This is a genomic window from Colwellia psychrerythraea 34H (genome assembly GCF_000012325.1).
In the GTDB taxonomy this organism is placed as follows: domain Bacteria; phylum Pseudomonadota; class Gammaproteobacteria; order Enterobacterales; family Alteromonadaceae; genus Colwellia; species Colwellia psychrerythraea_A.
In genome coordinates this window covers 2945448-2963867 of sequence record NC_003910.7, presented here as the reverse complement: position 1 = coordinate 2963867, position 18420 = coordinate 2945448, and the positions used below count along the sequence as shown (strand labels likewise).

At 38.7% G+C, this 18420-nt stretch carries 14 protein-coding genes and 5 tRNA genes; 16 read left to right on the top strand and 3 right to left on the bottom strand.

Annotation, left to right across the window (positions count from 1 at the left end; all coding sequences use genetic code 11):
* Positions 1-150 precede the first annotated feature (150 nt).
* From CPS_RS12645 to prpF, 14 genes are all read left to right on the top strand, one after another.
* Positions 151-226 (top strand) — tRNA-Glu (locus CPS_RS12645).
* A gap of 90 nt (positions 227-316) precedes the next feature.
* Positions 317-392: transfer RNA gene (locus tag CPS_RS12640), tRNA-Glu, on the top strand.
* 90 nt (positions 393-482) lie between these two features.
* Positions 483-558 (top strand) — tRNA-Glu (locus CPS_RS12635).
* Between the two features lie 91 nt (positions 559-649).
* Positions 650-725, top strand: a tRNA-Glu gene (locus CPS_RS12630).
* 212 nt (positions 726-937) lie between these two features.
* A tRNA-Glu gene (locus CPS_RS12625) sits at positions 938-1013 on the top strand.
* 495 nt (positions 1014-1508) lie between these two features.
* Entirely contained in the window at positions 1509-1928 is a 420-nt protein-coding gene (locus tag CPS_RS12620) for a GFA family protein (RefSeq protein WP_011043633.1), read from the top strand.
* Positions 1929-1986: 58 nt separating this feature from the next.
* Positions 1987-2874 (top strand): patatin-like phospholipase family protein, encoded by an 888-nt coding sequence (locus CPS_RS12615; protein WP_011043632.1) that lies wholly within the window; start codon positions 1987-1989, stop codon positions 2872-2874.
* Positions 2875-2957: 83 nt separating this feature from the next.
* Positions 2958-3344, top strand: a complete 387-nt coding sequence (locus CPS_RS12610; RefSeq protein WP_011043631.1) for an SMU1112c/YaeR family gloxylase I-like metalloprotein — start codon at positions 2958-2960, stop codon at positions 3342-3344.
* A gap of 85 nt (positions 3345-3429) precedes the next feature.
* Entirely contained in the window at positions 3430-3969 is a 540-nt protein-coding gene (locus tag CPS_RS12605) for a DUF924 family protein (protein ID WP_011043630.1), read from the top strand.
* A gap of 485 nt (positions 3970-4454) precedes the next feature.
* Positions 4455-5174 carry a GntR family transcriptional regulator gene (locus tag CPS_RS12600; protein ID WP_011043629.1) on the top strand — a complete coding sequence of 240 codons (720 nt, stop codon included), beginning with the start codon at positions 4455-4457 and terminating at the stop codon, positions 5172-5174.
* Between the two features lie 13 nt (positions 5175-5187).
* Positions 5188-6078 (top strand): methylisocitrate lyase, encoded by an 891-nt coding sequence (gene prpB / locus CPS_RS12595; RefSeq protein WP_011043628.1) that lies wholly within the window; start codon positions 5188-5190, stop codon positions 6076-6078.
* A 37-nt stretch (positions 6079-6115) separates the two neighbouring features.
* Entirely contained in the window at positions 6116-7240 is a 1125-nt protein-coding gene (gene prpC, locus CPS_RS12590; RefSeq protein ID WP_011043627.1) for a bifunctional 2-methylcitrate synthase/citrate synthase, read from the top strand.
* A 470-nt stretch (positions 7241-7710) separates the two neighbouring features.
* Positions 7711-10317, top strand: coding sequence for a Fe/S-dependent 2-methylisocitrate dehydratase AcnD (gene acnD, locus CPS_RS12585; protein WP_011043626.1), 2607 nt, complete (start codon positions 7711-7713; stop codon positions 10315-10317).
* Positions 10318-10400: 83 nt separating this feature from the next.
* Entirely contained in the window at positions 10401-11594 is a 1194-nt protein-coding gene (prpF, locus tag CPS_RS12580) for a 2-methylaconitate cis-trans isomerase PrpF (protein WP_011043625.1), read from the top strand.
* Positions 11595-11761: 167 nt separating this feature from the next.
* Here the strand turns inward: prpF and CPS_RS12575 are convergent, their stop codons facing one another.
* From CPS_RS12575 to CPS_RS12565, 3 genes are all read right to left on the bottom strand, one after another.
* Complete coding sequence (locus CPS_RS12575) at positions 11762-14611, bottom strand: TonB-dependent receptor plug domain-containing protein (RefSeq protein WP_138140373.1); 2850 nt, start codon at positions 14609-14611, stop codon at positions 11762-11764.
* A gap of 220 nt (positions 14612-14831) precedes the next feature.
* A complete protein-coding gene (locus CPS_RS12570) occupies positions 14832-15953 on the bottom strand; it encodes a FecR family protein (RefSeq protein WP_011043623.1) in 1122 nt (373 codons plus the stop codon).
* A 10-nt stretch (positions 15954-15963) separates the two neighbouring features.
* Complete coding sequence (locus CPS_RS12565; protein WP_232769161.1) at positions 15964-16491, bottom strand: RNA polymerase sigma factor; 528 nt, start codon at positions 16489-16491, stop codon at positions 15964-15966.
* A gap of 209 nt (positions 16492-16700) precedes the next feature.
* Between CPS_RS12565 and CPS_RS12560 the strand changes: the two genes are divergently transcribed.
* Together CPS_RS12560 and CPS_RS12555 are read left to right on the top strand one after the other, a co-directional pair.
* Positions 16701-17366: a YccT family protein gene (locus CPS_RS12560; RefSeq protein WP_011043621.1), complete on the top strand. Its 666-nt coding sequence runs from the start codon at positions 16701-16703 to the stop codon at positions 17364-17366.
* Positions 17367-17550: 184 nt separating this feature from the next.
* The gene (locus CPS_RS12555; RefSeq protein WP_011043620.1) at positions 17551-18378 is read left to right on the top strand and encodes an SIMPL domain-containing protein; all 828 of its coding nucleotides are present in this window, start codon (positions 17551-17553) and stop codon (positions 18376-18378) included.
* Positions 18379-18420: the final 42 nt, after the last annotated feature.

Sequence of the window (18420 nt, the reverse complement as noted above, 5' to 3'; positions counted from 1 at the left end):
TAAAAAACTAAGCAATGTTTTGAAATAGTATTGATCAAAGTTTACTTTGAAAAATCTAGTTCTGTATTGGGTAAAGTCGTTCGGTCTCACAGACTCAACACTCACCTAACACAAAACTAACGAAGTATACTTCGAAAAAGCTAGTTCTGTGTCCCTATCGTCTAGAGGCCTAGGACACCGCCCTTTCACGGCGGTAACAGGGGTTCGAATCCCCTTAGGGATGCCAATTCTCTTTTGAGAATGAGCATTAAGTAAAAAAGTTGCTTAAACTTTTAAAAAATTAAGCTGTTCTGAAATAGCATTATGCTAGTTCTGTGTCCCTATCGTCTAGAGGCCTAGGACACCGCCCTTTCACGGCGGTAACAGGGGTTCGAATCCCCTTAGGGATGCCAATTCTCTTTTGAGAATGAGCATTAAGTAAAAAAGTTGCTTAAACTTTTAAAAAATTAAGCTGTTCTGAAATAGCATTACGCTAGTTCTGTGTCCCTATCGTCTAGAGGCCTAGGACACCGCCCTTTCACGGCGGTAACAGGGGTTCGAATCCCCTTAGGGATGCCAATTCTCTTTTGAGAATGAGCATTAAGTAAAAAAAGTTGTTTAAACTTTTAAAAAATTAAGCGGTTCTGAAATAGCACTATGCTAGTTCTGTGTCCCTATCGTCTAGAGGCCTAGGACACCGCCCTTTCACGGCGGTAACAGGGGTTCGAATCCCCTTAGGGATGCCACTTTTATCTATACCTGTAAAGGAATGATGAAAGAGAGCATGCAGTTATCTTATTACTGTTAAGTCCTGTATTTTAAATACAGTATTTAAAATAAGAAATTAGAGTTTTAGTTTTTCAATGTCTTTAATTATTGACCTTGATGAAATTAAATCAGCAGAGTGATCTGCTAGATAGTTTGAAATGATTTAGTGTTACTAGTTAAATCAATCAGTGTCCCTATCGTCTAGAGGCCTAGGACACCGCCCTTTCACGGCGGTAACAGGGGTTCGAATCCCCTTAGGGATGCCACTTTCTTTCTTGAATGAATGAGTAAGCGAGTAACTACACAAGAAAACCCACGTAATATGTAAATATTACGTGGGTTTTTTTTTGCCAAATTTTTAGTGCTTATTATTTTATACCAAGTCCATTAAGTTATTTCCCACTCAGCGAGAATTAAAAGGCTTAAAGGCAAGGCATTGATTGAAGAGAATGGTTATTCAGGAGAATAAGCTGCATCCATGCAGCGTCCTTGTCAAAATCAATAACACAGCATGTAAGCCTTTTAAATTCGCCCTAGGGAGCTTGTCAGAAAAGCAATAACTGCACAAATTTGTGAGATATAGAATGACTATACCAGCAAAAATTATGTTTGTTATAACTCTTCTGACATAGCTCTGAGGTGGGAATAAATTTAATGGAATTGGTATTATTGTGAGTTTATCGTTGGCAGCGTTTTATTTTCACTTTATAGTATTATTAAATATGAATTTTCATCTGATTGAATTGTAATGAGGAAGTAATATGCTCAAAATTAACTATCCTATAAAAGGCGCGTGTCAATGTGGACAGGTGACCTATCAATTATTAGCTGCACCACTTATGGTCGCTGCGTGTCATTGCCGTGAATGTCAAAAGCTATCAACAAGTGCTTTTAGTATTACAGCCGTAGTTAATGCTACCGATGTTGTTTTTTCTGGAGAAATGTCAGATTGGAGTCGCTTGGCTGATAATGGCAATACTAACGGGGCAAAATTTTGTCCATGTTGTGGTAATCGTATCTACCATTTTAATCCAAATTTTCCTGATAAAATAAAATTAAAACCGAGTACGTTAGAAGATACTAGAGTCATACAGCCCACTATGCATATTTGGACCAGTGAAAAACAAGCATGGTTTAAATTGCCATTAGACTTACCCTCTCATGAAAAGCAACCGTTCTAATTTTCTTAATTGAATATTCGTCATAAGTATTACTAGAGCGTAATGAAAAGGATAATGGATGTCAGAAAATAAGAAAACCTCTATCTCTCTTGTGTTAGGTAGTGGTGGCGCAAGAGGGTTAGCGCATATCGGTGTTATACATTGGCTAGAAGAGCAGGGGTTTGAAATTGCTTCTATTTCTGGTTGCTCAATGGGCGCACTCATTGGTGGTATTTATGCAGCGGGTAAACTTGATGTATTTGAGCACTGGGTAAGAGACATAAGCAAAGTTGATATATTTACCTTACTGGATTTATCGTGGCAAAAAAATGGCTTGGTTAAAGGTGACAAAATAATTGCGACTCTTACCGAGTTAGTAGGAGACATCAACATTGAAGAACTTCCCATTAAATATACAGCGGTTGCCGCTGATATCGCTAATGAAAAAGAAGTCTGGTTAAGCTCGGGTAGTTTATTTAGTGCTATTAGGGCTTCTATTTCATTACCACTATTTTTTACGCCCTTTCATTACAATGGTGTGGACCTAATTGATGGGGGTGTACTTAACCCGGTGCCAATTGCCCCAACGTTTAGTGATAACACTGATTTCTCAGTCGCGGTGAATCTAGGTGGAAGTATTAAAACACTAAACGATGCAGAGACTCAGGTAAGCCTTATCGAAAATAAGCCTTCGAGTAAATTGGATAGTTTCTTAGCGCGATTTAAGAGTAAAGCTGTGTTACACAATGCGAATGAGTGGGGCGCTTATGACGTTGTCAATCAGGCGTTCGATGCTATGCAGAGTACTATTGCTCGACAAAAGTTAGCGACATATCCAGCGGATTATTTTGTTGAAATAGCGCGTAATGCGTGTGGTACGTTAGAGTTTCATCGTGCAGATGAAATGATAAAGCTGGGTTATGATACCGCACAAGCTTCGTTAACTACGCTAAAAAATAATGAGTGAACAGTTTAACTTTCTAAGAATTAACGGTTTAAGAAGTACTGTTCATCTTTTTCATTAAGTGCCTACACTATAAGGAATATAACGTGCTAAATGGTATTCATCATGTGGCAATTATCTGTTCTGATTATGAAAAATCTAAAGATTTTTATACTCGAATTTTAGGATTTAAAATCATTGCAGAAAACTATAGAGCAGATCGAGATTCTTTTAAATTAGATTTAGCATTAGCTGATGGTACTCAAATCGAGCTGTTTTCATTTCCTGATGCACCTAAAAGACCGAGCTTCCCAGAAGCTCAAGGACTTAGACATTTGGCTTTTAATGTCGAAAACGTTGAAGCGGTTAGTCAGTATTTGACGAACCTGGGTGTTGATGTTGAATCAATTCGAGTGGATGAGTATACGGGTAAACAGTTTACATTTTTCAGTGATCCTGATGGCTTGCCTTTAGAGTTATATCAGCAATCTTAATTCAAAAATATAAATATAAATATAAATGTGAATACGTCGTTTTATAATAAAACGTATGCATTATGCATGATACAAGGGAAATGAAATGAACTATCAAGACGTTATCGATTTTTGGTTTAAAGAAATAGAGCCGGCTCGCTGGTGGGTTAAAGAGTTAAGCTTTGATCAGGAGATATTAGCAAGATTTTCTGACCTTCATCAGTCGGCAATACAATGTGAATTAGTGCATTGGCGTAAAACAGCCTCTGGTCGCCTTGCCGAGATTATTGTCTTGGATCAATTTTCACGGAATATGTATCGAGATACCCCACAAGCCTTTGCTTACGATGGAATGGCCTTAGCTCTAGCACAAGAAGCAATTGCTTTTGGCGCAGATAAAACACTGGAGCCGATAGAGAATAGTTTTTTATACATGCCTTTTATGCACAGTGAATCATTAGTTATTCATGAAAAAGCCATAGCGCTTTATCAGGCTAATGGCATAGCGAGCAATGTTGAATTTGAAGGCAAACATAAAGATATTATTGAGCGTTTTGGTCGTTATCCACATCGAAATATTATCTTAAATAGAGAATCTACCGACGAAGAAGTTGAATTTTTATCGCAACCTAACTCCTCGTTCTAATTTATATTGTTAACCCGATGACTAAAAGCAGGGCGCTCGGGTAACATATTTTGGTACCTCATGTTAAAAGTCATTTGGTTAAGCTTAATAAATAAACTAACTAATGAACAAATCAAGAACAATAATCTTCAGAGAGTTTAGAGATTAACTTTGTTTGCTGGTTAAGGCGAAGGTTATACAACCCATAAGCGACTCCCGTGACTACTTCTAGTAGCTGGGGAGTGCGTTATCATACTTCAATAATTAATAGTCCTACTATCTACGGGCTTTACTTAACCATCAATGTTTCCTGATCAAATTATTTTATTGTTAAAATTTTAACTAAATTTTACTGTAACTTTAAAATTGTCGACAATTATACTTAAGTCTACTTGATTAATTCAAGATTTCAGATATTATTGATTCATATTATTTTGTTTGTCGACAATGTTATGTGATTCGACAACATTACCTTAAAGTTAATATTTAGGTTCATAAGGCACATTATGCTCTTACAAAATCCAACCAAACAAGCCGCAGTGACTACTGCTGATAAAGTTTTTGAGCAGCTTCAATTTGCCATTGTTGAAGGTGAGATGGCTGCGGGTAGTAAAATAAGTGAGCCTGAGCTTGCTAAGCGTTACCAAATAAGTCGTTCCACATTGCGTGAAGCGTTAAATCGTCTTGAAAAATGTCATTTAATAGAGCGCAAAGCAAATGTTGGCTCACGTGTAGTTGATTGCACCATAGAAGGTTTACTTGAGTTATATATAACGAGAGAAGCACTTGAAGGTATGGCATGTCGCCAAGCGGCATTAAATATGACCGATGAAGAGATAGAACATATGCAAGATATGCTCACTCAACATGCAGGTGATAAAGCGTTGCAAGATGGCGTAGCTTACTACCAAGAAAAAGGTGATCTTGATTTTCATTATAAGGTTATTTTAGGTAGCCATAATAAACAATTAATCGAATTGATTTGTGGCCAGCTATATCACTTAATTCGTATGTATCGTTGTCAATTTGGTATGAATAGCCCTAGAGCGAGTCGTGCTTTTGATGAACATTCACGCATAATCCAAGCAATTGCAGATCGAGATGGAGAATTGGCAGAAATGCTAATGCGACGTCACATTGCTGCATCACGTAAAAATATCGAAAACAAAATATCAAAAGAAATCGCTCAAAAAGAGCAAAACAAAATACAACTCATCAAGTCTTAAGAGGAAATATATCATGACTAGTCAATTATCTGCAGGCGCAAAATTTCGCCAAGCGTTAGTAAATAACAAACCACTACAAGTTGTAGGCACAATCAATGCTTACAGCGCTATGATGGCTGAGCAAATAGGTCATCAAGCCATATATTTATCAGGTGGCGGTGTAGCCAATGCCTCTTATGGTTTACCAGATCTTGGTATGACGTCATTGAATGATGTTGTTGCTGACGTACAAAGAATTACCGGTGCTTCAAGTTTACCTTTACTTGTTGATATCGATACGGGTTGGGGCGGTGCGTTTAATATAGCTAAAACTATTCGTGATATGGAAAAAGCAGGCGCAGCAGCTGTTCATATTGAAGATCAAGTAGCGCAAAAGCGTTGTGGTCATCGTCCAAATAAAGAAATTGTTTCAACAGAAGAAATGGCTGACCGTATTCGCGCCGCTGTAGATGCACGTATTGACCCTGATTTTTTCATTATGGCCCGTACAGACGCTTTTGCTCAAGAAGGTCTAGAAGCGGCTATTGAACGTGCTAAAGCATACGTTGCAGCAGGTGCTGACGGTATTTTTGCAGAAGCGATTCAAACAGAAGAGCATTATCGTGCTTTCACTGAAGCTTTAGATGTTCCTGTTCTTGCCAATATCACTGAATTTGGTCAAACAGAACTTTGGAATAAAGAACAATTAGGTGAGTGGGGTTGTGCGATGGTGCTTTATCCATTATCAGCATTTCGTGCCATGAACAAAGCCGCTGAGTCTGTTTACAGAACATTATTAAATGATGGTGATCAAAAAGCTGAAATTGACAACATGCAAACACGCATGGATTTATATGACTACCTTGGTTACCACGATTATGAGCAAAAACTAGATTCGTTATTTGCTGATGGAAAAAATAAGTAATTTACCTATAAAAATATTAAAGAATGAGGAAAGAATTATGTCAGATAAAAAAATTAGTGGTGCAGGTTTACGTGGTCAAAGCGCAGGTGATACGGCTCTTTGTACTGTTGGTCAATCAGGCAGTGGTTTAACCTATTGTGGTTATGATATTTCTGATTTAGCTGATAATGCTACCTTTGAAGAAGTAGCTTATTTATTATTCAACGGTGAATTACCTACCAGTGGTGAATTAGCTGAGTACAAAGCTGAATTACTAGCGATGCGTGATATTCCGCAAGCATTAAAAGAAGTATTAAAACTAATCCCTAAAGAAACACATCCTATGGATGTTATGCGTACCGGTTGTTCTTTTTTAGGTAATGTTGAACCAGAAGTTGATTTTTCTGAGCAAAATAAAGCAGCTAACCGTTTATTAGCGGCATTCCCTGCAATCATGTGTTACTGGTATAAATTTTCTCATGACGGTGTTGAAATTGATTGTACTACTGAAGAAGCGTCACTTGGTGGTCACTTCTTACGTCTGCTTAATGGTGAAAGCCCATCTGCACAGCATGAACGTGTTATGGATGTTTCGTTAATTTTATATGCTGAGCATGAATTTAACGCGTCAACATTTACTGCCCGTGTTTGTGCATCAACCTTATCTGATATGTTCTCTTGTATTACTGGTGCAATCGGTACTTTACGTGGACCACTTCACGGTGGCGCTAACGAAGCGGCTATGGATATGATCCAAAAGTTCACTTCTCCTGCGGATGCTAAAGTTCAGATGGCTGGAATGCTAGAGCGTAAAGAAAAAATTATGGGCTTTGGTCATGCAATCTACCGCACGTCAGATCCACGTAATGTCATTATCAAAGCATGGTCTGAAAAACTAGCAGCAGAAAATGGAGATACATCACTTTATGATATCTCAGTTGCTTGTGAAGAGTTCATGTGGGACACGAAAAAATTATTCTGTAACGCTGATTTTTTCCATGCTTCGACTTATAACTATATGGGTATTCCAACTAAACTGTTTACTCCTATTTTTGTTTGTTCACGTCTAACTGGCTGGGCTGCACACGTAATGGAGCAACGCTCTAATAACCGTATAATCCGTCCAAGTGCTGATTATACTGGTGCTGAACCACGTACAGTTAAGCCTATCTCTGAGAGATAGTAGAGACTTGTTATTTGCCACAACTTCATCGTTATTGAATGAGTGGCAAATACCATTACTTATACCAATTGCACTAATAAATTGATCAACTTAGAGTTATATTAGCGAGCTTAAAACAATCAAAATTACTTAAACATAGTCGTTCTATATTTCTTTAATTTTGAGCGGTTATTAGTTTGCTAATGAACTCCCAAAGGGCGAGTTTAAAAGGCCTACACGCGGCGTTATTGATTTTGAGAAGGGAATAACCATTCGCTTCAATCAATGCCTTGCCTCTAAGCCTTTTAATTCTCGCTAAGTGGTCAATTAATTAATGTACTTGGTTTTAATTGAGCTTTTAAAGATTTAAGCAATGTATACCCGTTACCATTCAAAGGGCAGGTTAAGGCCCTTGTAGTTAAACACCTTGATTGGTAACGGGTATATGTTATTTGACAATTCTTTTATTTGATATTTTCCTGGATTAACTTATGAATTATGATTACCGCAAACCGCTTCCTGGTGCGAATATAGATTTTTTTGATACGCGTGAAGCAGTTGAAGCCATTACTCCTGGTAGCTACGCCAAACTACCTTATACCTCTCGTGTTTTAGCTGAGCAATTAGTCCGTAAATGTGATCCAGCGGCACTTACCGATTCTTTAAAACAACTTATTGACGTTAAGCAAGAGCTTGATTTTCCATGGTATCCTGCACGTGTTGTTTGTCACGATATCTTAGGTCAAACAGCTTTAGTTGATCTTGCCGGTCTTCGTGATGCAATCGCTGATCAAGGTGGTGATCCGTCTAAAGTTAACCCTGTTGTGCCAACACAGTTAATTGTTGATCACTCTCTTGCAGTGGAAGCGCCGGGTTTTGACCCTGACGCGTTTGAGAAAAACCGTTCGATTGAAGATCGTCGTAACAAAGACCGCTTTAAATTTATTGAGTGGAGCAAAACAGCGTTTAAAAATGTTGATGTAATTCCTGCTGGTAACGGCATTATGCACCAAATCAACTTAGAGAAAATGTCGCCTGTTATTCAAGCACGTGATGGTGTTGCTTTCCCTGATACTTGTGTCGGTACCGATTCACATACACCACACGTTGACGCTTTAGGTGTTATCGCGATTGGTGTTGGTGGTTTAGAAGCTGAAACAGTAATGCTAGGTCGCCCATCAATGATGCGCTTACCTGATATTATTGGTGTTAAGTTAACGGGTAAACGTGCGCCAGGTATCACAGCAACCGATATGGTGCTTGCGATCACTGAATTTTTACGTAACCAAAAAGTTGTTTCAAGCTACTTAGAGTTTTTCGGTGAAGGGACTAAAGATTTAACCATTGGTGACCGTGCAACTATCTCAAATATGACACCAGAATACGGTGCATCTGCAGGTATGTTCTACATCGATCAACAAACGATTGATTACTTGAAGCTTACTGGCCGCGAGCCAGAGCAAGTTAAATTAGTTGAAACATACGCAAAACACACTGGTTTATGGGCTGACGATTTAGTTGATGCACAATATCCACGTGTTATTGAATTTGATTTATCAACGGTATGTCGTAACTTAGCGGGTCCATCTAACCCACATCGTCGTTTAGCGACAGCTGATCTTGTATCAAAAGATATCGCTAAAAATCTAGATGCTTGTAAAGCACAAGAAGCTGAAGGGTTAATGCCTGACGGTGCAGTAATTATTGCAGCAATCACTTCTTGTACTAATACTTCTAACCCACGTAACGTTGTTGCTGCTGGTTTAGTTGCAAAACGTGCGAACGAGTTAGGTTTAGTACGTAAACCTTGGGTTAAATCATCATTCGCACCGGGTTCAAAAGTAGCAAAACTTTACCTAGAAGAAGCTGGTTTATTATCTGAAATGGAAAAACTAGGTTTTGGTATTGTTGGTTACGCATGTACTACTTGTAACGGTATGTCAGGTGCCTTAGATCCGAAAATCCAAGAAGAAATAATCGACCGTGATTTATACTCAACAGCAGTATTATCAGGTAACCGTAACTTTGATGGTCGTATTCATCCTCACGCCAAACAAGCTTTCTTAGCGTCGCCACCATTAGTTGTTGCTTATGCGCTTGCTGGTACCATGCGTTTTGATATTGAAAAAGATGTACTTGGTCAAGACCAAAATGGTAATGACATTACTTTGAAAGATATCTGGCCATCAGATGAAGAGATTGATTCAATTGTTGCATCATGTGTTAAACCTGAGCAATTCAAAAAAATCTACACGCCAATGTTTGATTTAGGCGCTTTTGAGCCTGCTGAAAGTCCATTATACGACTGGGATCTTACCAGTACTTATATTCGTCGTCCTCCTTATTGGGAAGGTGCCTTAGCGGGTGAACGTACAATGAAGGGTATGCGACCTTTAGCGGTACTTGGTGACAACATCACAACGGATCATTTATCACCGTCTAATGCTATTCAGTTAAACAGTGCTTCAGGTGCTTACCTTGATAAAATGGGCGTTCCACACGAAGACTTTAACTCATACGCAACGCATCGTGGTGATCATGAAACAACACAACGTGCAACATTCGCTAACCCGAAATTGTTCAATGAAATGTGTCGTGATGATAAAGGCGAAGTTAAGCAAGGTTCACTTGCACGTATTGAGCCTGAAGGTACTGAATCTCGCATGTGGGAAGCGATCGAAACTTACATGGAACGCAAACAGCCATTAATCATTATCGCTGGTGCTGATTACGGTCAAGGTTCATCACGTGACTGGGCAGCAAAAGGTGTTCGTTTAGCGGGTGTTGAAGTTATCGTTTCAGAAGGCTTTGAGCGTATTCACCGTACTAACTTGATTGGTATGGGCGTGTTACCACTCGAATTTACCAAGGGTGACACACGTAATACTTATAGCATTGATGGTACTGAAACTTATGATGTTGAAGGTACTACCGCTCCAGGTGGTGCTATGACTGTGATTATGACGCGTACAAATGGCGAAATAATTAAAATTCCAGTGAAATGTCGTTTAGATACAGCCGAAGAAGTTACCGTGTACAACGGCGGCGGGGTGTTACAAAAGTTCGCCACCGATTTTCTTCAATCAAATGCTAGCTAAGTCTCGCTAAAATAATCATTTAAGCGGCACTTAACAGTTATGTTAGTGCCGCTTTTTTATTAATTAAATAAAAGGAAAACGTGATGTCTCACGATTCTCAAGTGCATAAACCTCAAGTGAAAATTCCTGCTACATACATTCGTGGAGGTACCTCTAAGGGCGTATTTTTTAATTTAACCGATTTGCCAGCAAGCTGTCAGGTTCCAGGTAAACCTCGCGATAACATGTTATTGCGCGTCATTGGTAGCCCAGATCCATACGGTAAACAAACCGATGGTATGGGCGGAGCAACGTCTAGTACTAGTAAAACGGTAATCTTAGCTAAATCAGAACAAGTGGATCACGATGTCGACTATCTCTTTGGCCAAGTGGCCATTGATAAAGCGTTTGTTGATTGGAGTGGCAATTGCGGCAACCTTACTGCAGCTGTTGGTTCTTTTGCTATTAGTTCAGGATTAGTGAGTGCAGACAGAATACCTGCGAACGGTATTTGTGAAGTGCGAATTTGGCAAAAGAATATCAGCAAAACGATTATTGCCCATGTACCAATCACTAACGGTGAGGTACAAGAAACTGGTGACTTTGAACTCGATGGCGTAACTTTCCCTGCAGCTGAAGTGAAAGTTGATTTTGTTGCACCGGTAGACCCGAGTGAGGCAATGTTCCCTACAGGTAATTTGGTTGATGATCTTGTTGTACCTGATATTGGCACATTTAAAGCGACTATGATCATGGCAGGTATTCCAACCATTTTCTTAAATGCAGACGAAATAGGTTATACAGGTACCGAGCTTCAAGACGCTATAAATAATGATGATGAAGCCCTTGCACGTTTTGAAACCATTCGTGCGTATGGTGCGATAAAAATGGGTTTAATTAGCGATATCGAAGAAGCGAAAGCCCGTCAACATACCCCAAAAGTTGCTTTTGTTTCACATGCACAGGATTATACAACGTCTAGTGGTAAAAATATTACTGCCGGTGAGATTGATTTACACGTACGTGCACTCTCTATGGGTAAGTTACACCATGCCATGATGGGAACTGCTGCCGTAGCTATTGGTACTGCAGCAGCCATTCCTGGTACTTTGGTCAATATTGCTGCTGGCTCGGGAGAAAGAAGCGAGGTAACTTTTGGTCACCCATCAGGCACGCTAAAGGTTGGCGCACAAGCTGAATGTGTTAATGATAACTGGACGGTGAAAAAAGTAAGTATGAGCCGAAGTGCTCGCGTACTTATGGAAGGTCAGGTAAGAGTACCTGCATTGTTTGAATAGATTCGAAACGGTTTAATGATTAACGTAAAGATTTTTTTCGTAGGGTTTGACCATCTTTTTATTGATAACGCTTATATGAATATCTTTTAGCATTGATGAACCGTTATAAAATAAAAAGCGCAGATTACTCTGCGCTTTTTTTTATCTAGTATTCGCTAGAATTAGTATTAGAATTTAAATTCAGCACCTGCATAGTAAAATGCGCCATTAAATCCAAAAGGAGCCGAACGACGTGAATAAGTAAATACGCCAGGGCTACTTACTACAACATCGCCACTTGCATCCACTATTGTTCCTGAACGTGAGTTACCTATAGTGTTTTCATCAGGGTAAACATCAAACAAGTTATTACCACCAATGTTAAATGATAAGCTCTCAGTTACTTGATAGTTAACACGTAAGTCAGTTAATACTTCAGCACCGTAAGTTTGTGTGCCTCCGTCAGTAACTGTATATTCACCATAGCGGTTAAAGGCTAAATTAATACTTACATCACCAATAGTATACAAACCACTTAAGCTAATACGATCTTGTGGTTGCCATTCTTCAATAATAGAAACGGCTTGCTCTGAAAATACATCACTTGGATCGATACCACCCAATGCACTGTCTGGTGGTGTATAGATATTTACCACATCAGTTTCAGTAAAGTTTGCGGCAGCAGTTAAATTAAAGTCACCACCGAGTAGTTCAGTATTCCATGTAGCAATGATATCAATGCCTGTCGTTTCAGTATCAGCACCATTTAGGAAAAACTGACCTGCACCAGCGCCGGATGCAATAAGTGCCGCATCTAAAGCAGGTGATAAACCTTGACCTAGGGAGTTACTTAATACGATTCGATCATCAATATCAATTGAGTACCAGTCGATGGTTAAGTTAATATCATCGGTAATATTAATGACGGTCCCTAAACTAAAGTTAGTGGCTTCTTCTTCTTTTAATTCAGGTATACCTATCGCTTTAGCTAGGTTTGAGTCATTACGAAAAGTACCCACTTGTACGGCAATTTGATCGCCGCCAGGATTAGCAGGATCTGTTTGGAACTGAGTACTTATGTTGTCAGTGTAAAGTTGTTGCATTGATGGTGCTCTAAAACCTGTACTCATCGCACCACGTATAGCAATATCCTCAGTGATAGACCAGTTAGCGGCTAATTTGAAGTTGGTACTGTCGCCAAAGCCTTCATAATCATCGTAACGTACAGCGCCGCTGACGATTAAGTCTTCAGTAACTTCAGTTTCAGCATCAATATAAAATGAGATGACATCACGGGTTTCATCTACAGCTTGCATTGGCGCTGTACCACCAAATCCTTGAGTGCCGGCAGAGCGGTCATCAGGGAATAAACTATTACCTAATTCATCGGTATCATAGTCACGATAAGAATATTCATCACCGGCAGTTACTTTAAATTCATCCGTTCTAATTTCTGCGCCCATGGCTAATGAAAAGTATTCATAGTCTTGGGTATAATCAAGGTTTAATGTTTGCAGTGATAACTCTAATCCGTATGCTGACGCTTGGCGCGGAATCGAGGCTCTAATTTCATCTGCGCTTAAACTTGAGCTGTAACGTAATGAGTTAGCAAAAGAAGAGTTAATGGTGTTACTGGTAACATAATCAATATTGTTCTGCCCATAGGTATAAGAAAAATCTAAAGACGAGCCATCTGAAAATTCTGTTTGATAACCAAAATTATAAGAAATGTCTTTTATTTCAGTATTAATTTTAGGTAAAAATCCGGCTGGAATAGTCGCATCGCCATCTTGTAGTGGGGCATTACCGCCATTATTATTGTTGTGGCGGAAAAATGCGGCTGATTCATTATCGCGATTTGAATAAGTAAGGAAACCATACAATTCACCATCACCTAATTCATAACCGCTATTAATGGTTAAACCAAACTGACTGGCATCCGCATCACCAATTCTAAAGGTGGAACGAGTTGCTGTTGCTTCTCTAGGGTCGCCTAATAATAAATCACCATTAGCCTGCTCAATACATCCTGAGAATTGACATGAGCCATGCAAGCCTGCACGATTAGTAAAGCCACGATCTCTAAAGTTAAGGGTTGTATTAAGGTAACCATTATCTCCTAAGCTAAAGCCCTTAGAGATGTCTACATTGGTTGTTTCACCATCACCCTCTGAATATTCACCATAAGATACCGCTACTTTACCGCCTTCATCGGCATCGTTAAGTACGATATTGATAACACCTGCTATGGCATCAGAGCCATATTGTGCAGCAGCACCATCACGTAATACTTCAATACGTTTGATTGAAGCTGCAGGGATAGCATTCATATCAGTACCCGCTGTGCCTCGGCCAACAGAAGTGTTGATATGAATTAAACTGGCTTGGTGACGACGACGACCATTAATCAGTACTAGGGTTTGATCCGGACCTAGGCCTCGTAATGTTGCTGGGCGTAAAGCATCGGTACCATCACTAATAGATGAGCTAGAGAAGTTAAATGATGGGGCAATGGCTTGGAGCATTCGGCCAACTTCTGTCTGACCAGTATTTGCTAACGCTTCCGCTGATAAAATATCAACAGGCACAGGTAAGTCTTCGACAGATCGGCCAGCCACTCGGCTACCGACTATGGATATTTTCTCTACTTCTTCTTCTTGTGCTTGTGCTGGTTCTTGAGCTAATGCTGTTTGGCTGGCTGCACCGAGTAAAATCGGTATTAGCGCGGCATGTATGTTTTTATTTCTCATTGTTATATCTCTCTTGTTATGTGAATCAACTTGAATGCTCAGTTGACCAGAGTTATTAACAACAGCGATTAGACCAGAGCCATTTAATAATTTTTTTAGGCCCGGGTTAACAGGATAATAACCTTTCAAAGTATTTGCTTGATATTGCTTGGCTAGATCAAAGGAAAAAATTATCGTTTGATTGGCCTTTTGGGCAAATGCAATTAAAGCTTTATCAGCTCGTTGTTTATTAATATCAAAGCGAATTAGTTCCTCTGCCTGGACATGACTTATTGTTGATAACATCATCACTAAGGAGATATTAAGCAACAAGGCATGCCTAAACGAGGCTTGATTCAGACGAAGTTTATTTCGCCAACTGTGCAATAGTAATAAACAGTTAAGCAGGGGGAATCCTCTAATTTATTTTTTGTTTTTTTTTATATTGTTCTATCTGTAGTTAAATAGCCAGTAAAAAATACCAGCTATTAATCAAGTAAATAAGAGAGGATTTTCGAGATGATGGTGATTATTCTGCGGAGGACAGTAAAATAGTGCCGCTGGAGTTTTTGCGATAAATAATGCCAAAGTTACTTTGTAATGAGGTTAATAGACCATCAATATCCCCGGCTTTGAAGTAACCCGCGACAGTTAACTCAGATAGTTTACTGTCAACAATCTCAAAGTTACTGGAGGTATAGCGGCTAATCTCAGCCAGTGCCATTGATAAAGGCTCTCCTTCAAAAATAAGCATACCTTGCTGCCAAGCTAGGTCACGGTTAATTTGATCTAAAGAGACTTTCTCGACTGGTGTTTTAGTAATCGGTGCTGAATTTTCTGCTATCACCGCTTTTTCACCAGAGATGACTAATGTGGCTTCAAGTATATCGGGCATAAATGCCGTACTCACTGAAAGTAAGGTGTCTTTAATATCAGTGATTGAAGTTGTTGCTTTGGTAATTAATACTTTTCCTTCGGTAACAACTAATTCCATTGCTTGATTATTGTTTCTTTGGACATTAAATATTGTACCCAGTGCAGTAAAAGACTTTTCACCAACGGTCACGGTAAAAGGACGATTTTTATCTTTAGCGACATCAAAACGGGCTTCGCCTTGCACGAGTGTGAGTAGGCGTTGTGTGGGGCTATAGTCTACTATGATAAGACTGTTAGTATTTAACTGAATTTGAGAACCATCTTGCAAAGTAAAACTTGTCTGTTCACCCACTTGAGTTTTCAAGGTTTGAGTTTGGGTTAATGTCTGTTCATGATAAGACGGTAAATAAGGTAAAAATGATTCATTGACGAAGGTATTGAGACCTATGATAGAAATAATGGCGACACTTGCCGCTAGGGCGATAGCAGAGAATTTGTTTCGTTGATTGCCAACTTTGGGTTGTATTAACGGAAATAAATCACTTAATTCATTCAAAACACTTAAATCATCCCAGTAAGAAGCCATCTCAAGTAGCGCATTATGATGTTGAGTCTTTTGCTTACACCACTCAACGAGCTCTTGTTGTTCAGATGCACTTAATCCACGATCCATACGACTAATCCAAAGACAAGCAAGGTCTTGGATACTATCTTCTTGAATACTGTAATCTTGTTGTTTGTTATCTTTACCGAATAGTTGGCTTACATTACCCATTCTTATTACTCTATTTCAAAACTGTTTTTTTTACTTGGAGGCTATGAACTTGGTGGTTTTGTTTAGCACCTTTAACACTATGACCGTGATTCATTCGTTTTATATACTTTGTACTTTTAAGGAGACCCTGTGCTATGTGTTTTTCGACTGTGCTCTCACTCAAATTTAAATAGCTAGCAATTTCTTTTTGGCTTAATCCGTAAACTTTTTTTAAAATAAAACATTTACGCACTGAACCTGATAGTTGATCCGTTGCTCGACAAAAAAATAAGAACTGTTCTTTGCTTTCATAATCGTCTTCAACTTTTCCGCTAGTTAATTGAACAGGTGGCTGAGAAAAATCCTCTAGAGAATCATTATATTTATTATCCCATCGAGCTACATGGTTCAACGCAAGGTTTTTTGCCGTTTTGAGCATATAGCTGCGAACGTACTTAATTTCTTGCTTTAAGTCGGCTTCATAAGTCTTAATAAAGGTTTCTTGGACGATATCATCGATATCGTCAGCTTTGACGATATGACTAATCAAACGGCCCATATTTCTTTTAGTACTTAGAAAAAGGTTTGTTAATGTCGAGTTTCTTGCCATCCATGTTTGCTCACTACATTTTAACTTGCATGGATAATACGCATGGGGTTGAATGAATGTCTAACCTTTATCACATCTTTTTTCTTTTATTTATTCGCTAGGCAGTTTATAAAGAGTAATTACATATCACCCCTATAAAGGATTCAAGCTTGACTACAATGACCACTCGCGCAAAATTTTTGAACAATTCACTACTAAGTTATCTTTGTGCCAGCCTCCTGCTAGGCAGTTTTATTGCTGTTAAGGCTAACGCTGCGACATTAACGGTTTCTGATAATCTAATATTACGTGACGTTGATGACAAAGCCGTTGAACATGGTTTTTTATCAAAAAAACGAACGATTGATTTAACTCAAGGGAAACATACTTTAGTCATTAAATATAAAGATGTTTTTGAAGATTTAGATATGGGTGAGGATAGACTGGTAAAGTCTGATTATTTCGTCGTTAAACTGGTAGTAGAAAATCAGCAGGAATTATTTTTATCGACAAGTAAAATTAGTGATTTAGCTTCGGCCGAGCGCTTTGTTCAATCACCAGAAGTTATCTTGCTCGATGAAAACAAACAAGAATTGGTGTTAGAATTAGAGACACTTAGTGATTATAAATTGGGTAAACAGGTAACTAAAGTAGTTACCACATTATCAGCCCCAGTAGTTATCTCTCAAAGCAATAGTCCAACCATAACTACTGCTGTAGATAGCCAGGCCTTTAATAACAAAGTTATCAACAAGGTAGACACGGTTCCTATGCTCAAATACTGGTGGCAGAAAGCTAGCAAAGATGAGAAAGAAGACTTTCTTAAGTTTATCAATAAAAAATAAAGCAGTTAAGTGGGAAACGTCCTCCTTTTTACAACGATTCACCCGTTATCATTTAATATACATTTTCAGAATTTGCTGGTCTACTTGGTTTTAGGCGCAGCAATGAATGGATTACAACCTCCAAAGGCTAGTATTTTTTAGGTAACGGGTTCAGTACATTCACCACTTAATTTAAGGCGCTAACATGAATTTGTTATCTTTTCGTTCACCTATAAATACGTTGTTAAACTTAAAGCGCATAACATCGTACTCGACACTTTTGATTTGCTCATTGTTACCAAGCTACGCTTTTTCTTTTGATGATACAGGGATTGAAGTTTCAGGTCAGGGCAGTGTGGTGGTTATACCTGATCAATTTTCATTAACGTTAACAATTACTGAACGTGGTCGCGTACCGAATAAGTTAAAAGCATTAGTAGATAAAAAGAGTAATTCAGTCGTTAATGCAGCTAAAAGCCTTGCAGTAAAGGACAGAAATATAACTTCTGCACGGGTTAATTTACGTATAGTGGAAGAAAAACCCTCAATTCAAGTGCAGGGCCTTGAACTTAATAACGCTAGGCAAGGCAGTGTTTATATTGATGGCCAAAGTATTAATCAACAAACAAATACTGTTAATGGACAAAAAAGACCATTATTTGAATTAAGTCGTCAAATTACTGTTAATTTTAATAAAATTGATGACTACGATAGTTTTTTAACGAAAATTATTAAAATAAATGTCAGTCATATTTCCTCACTATCTATGAGTGTCGAGGGAAGAGACGAGTATTACCAACAAGCTTTATTAAAAGCTATTAGCCATGCAAGGAAAAAAGCTCAGCGTATGGCTGAACAGGCAGGGCGAAAAATAGAAAAATTACAATTAATTAGAGAGCAGTCAAGTAATCATTATCGTCCTATGTATGCAGAGGCAATGATGAAAGACTCAAGTCCAAGAGCGCATTCATCATTAATCGGTAGTCAAAGCATTACCGCCCGTGTTTTAGTGAAATTTAGCCTTCAAGATTGATAAATGAACTAATAACTCGGAATAGTTGGCCATTTGTTCGAG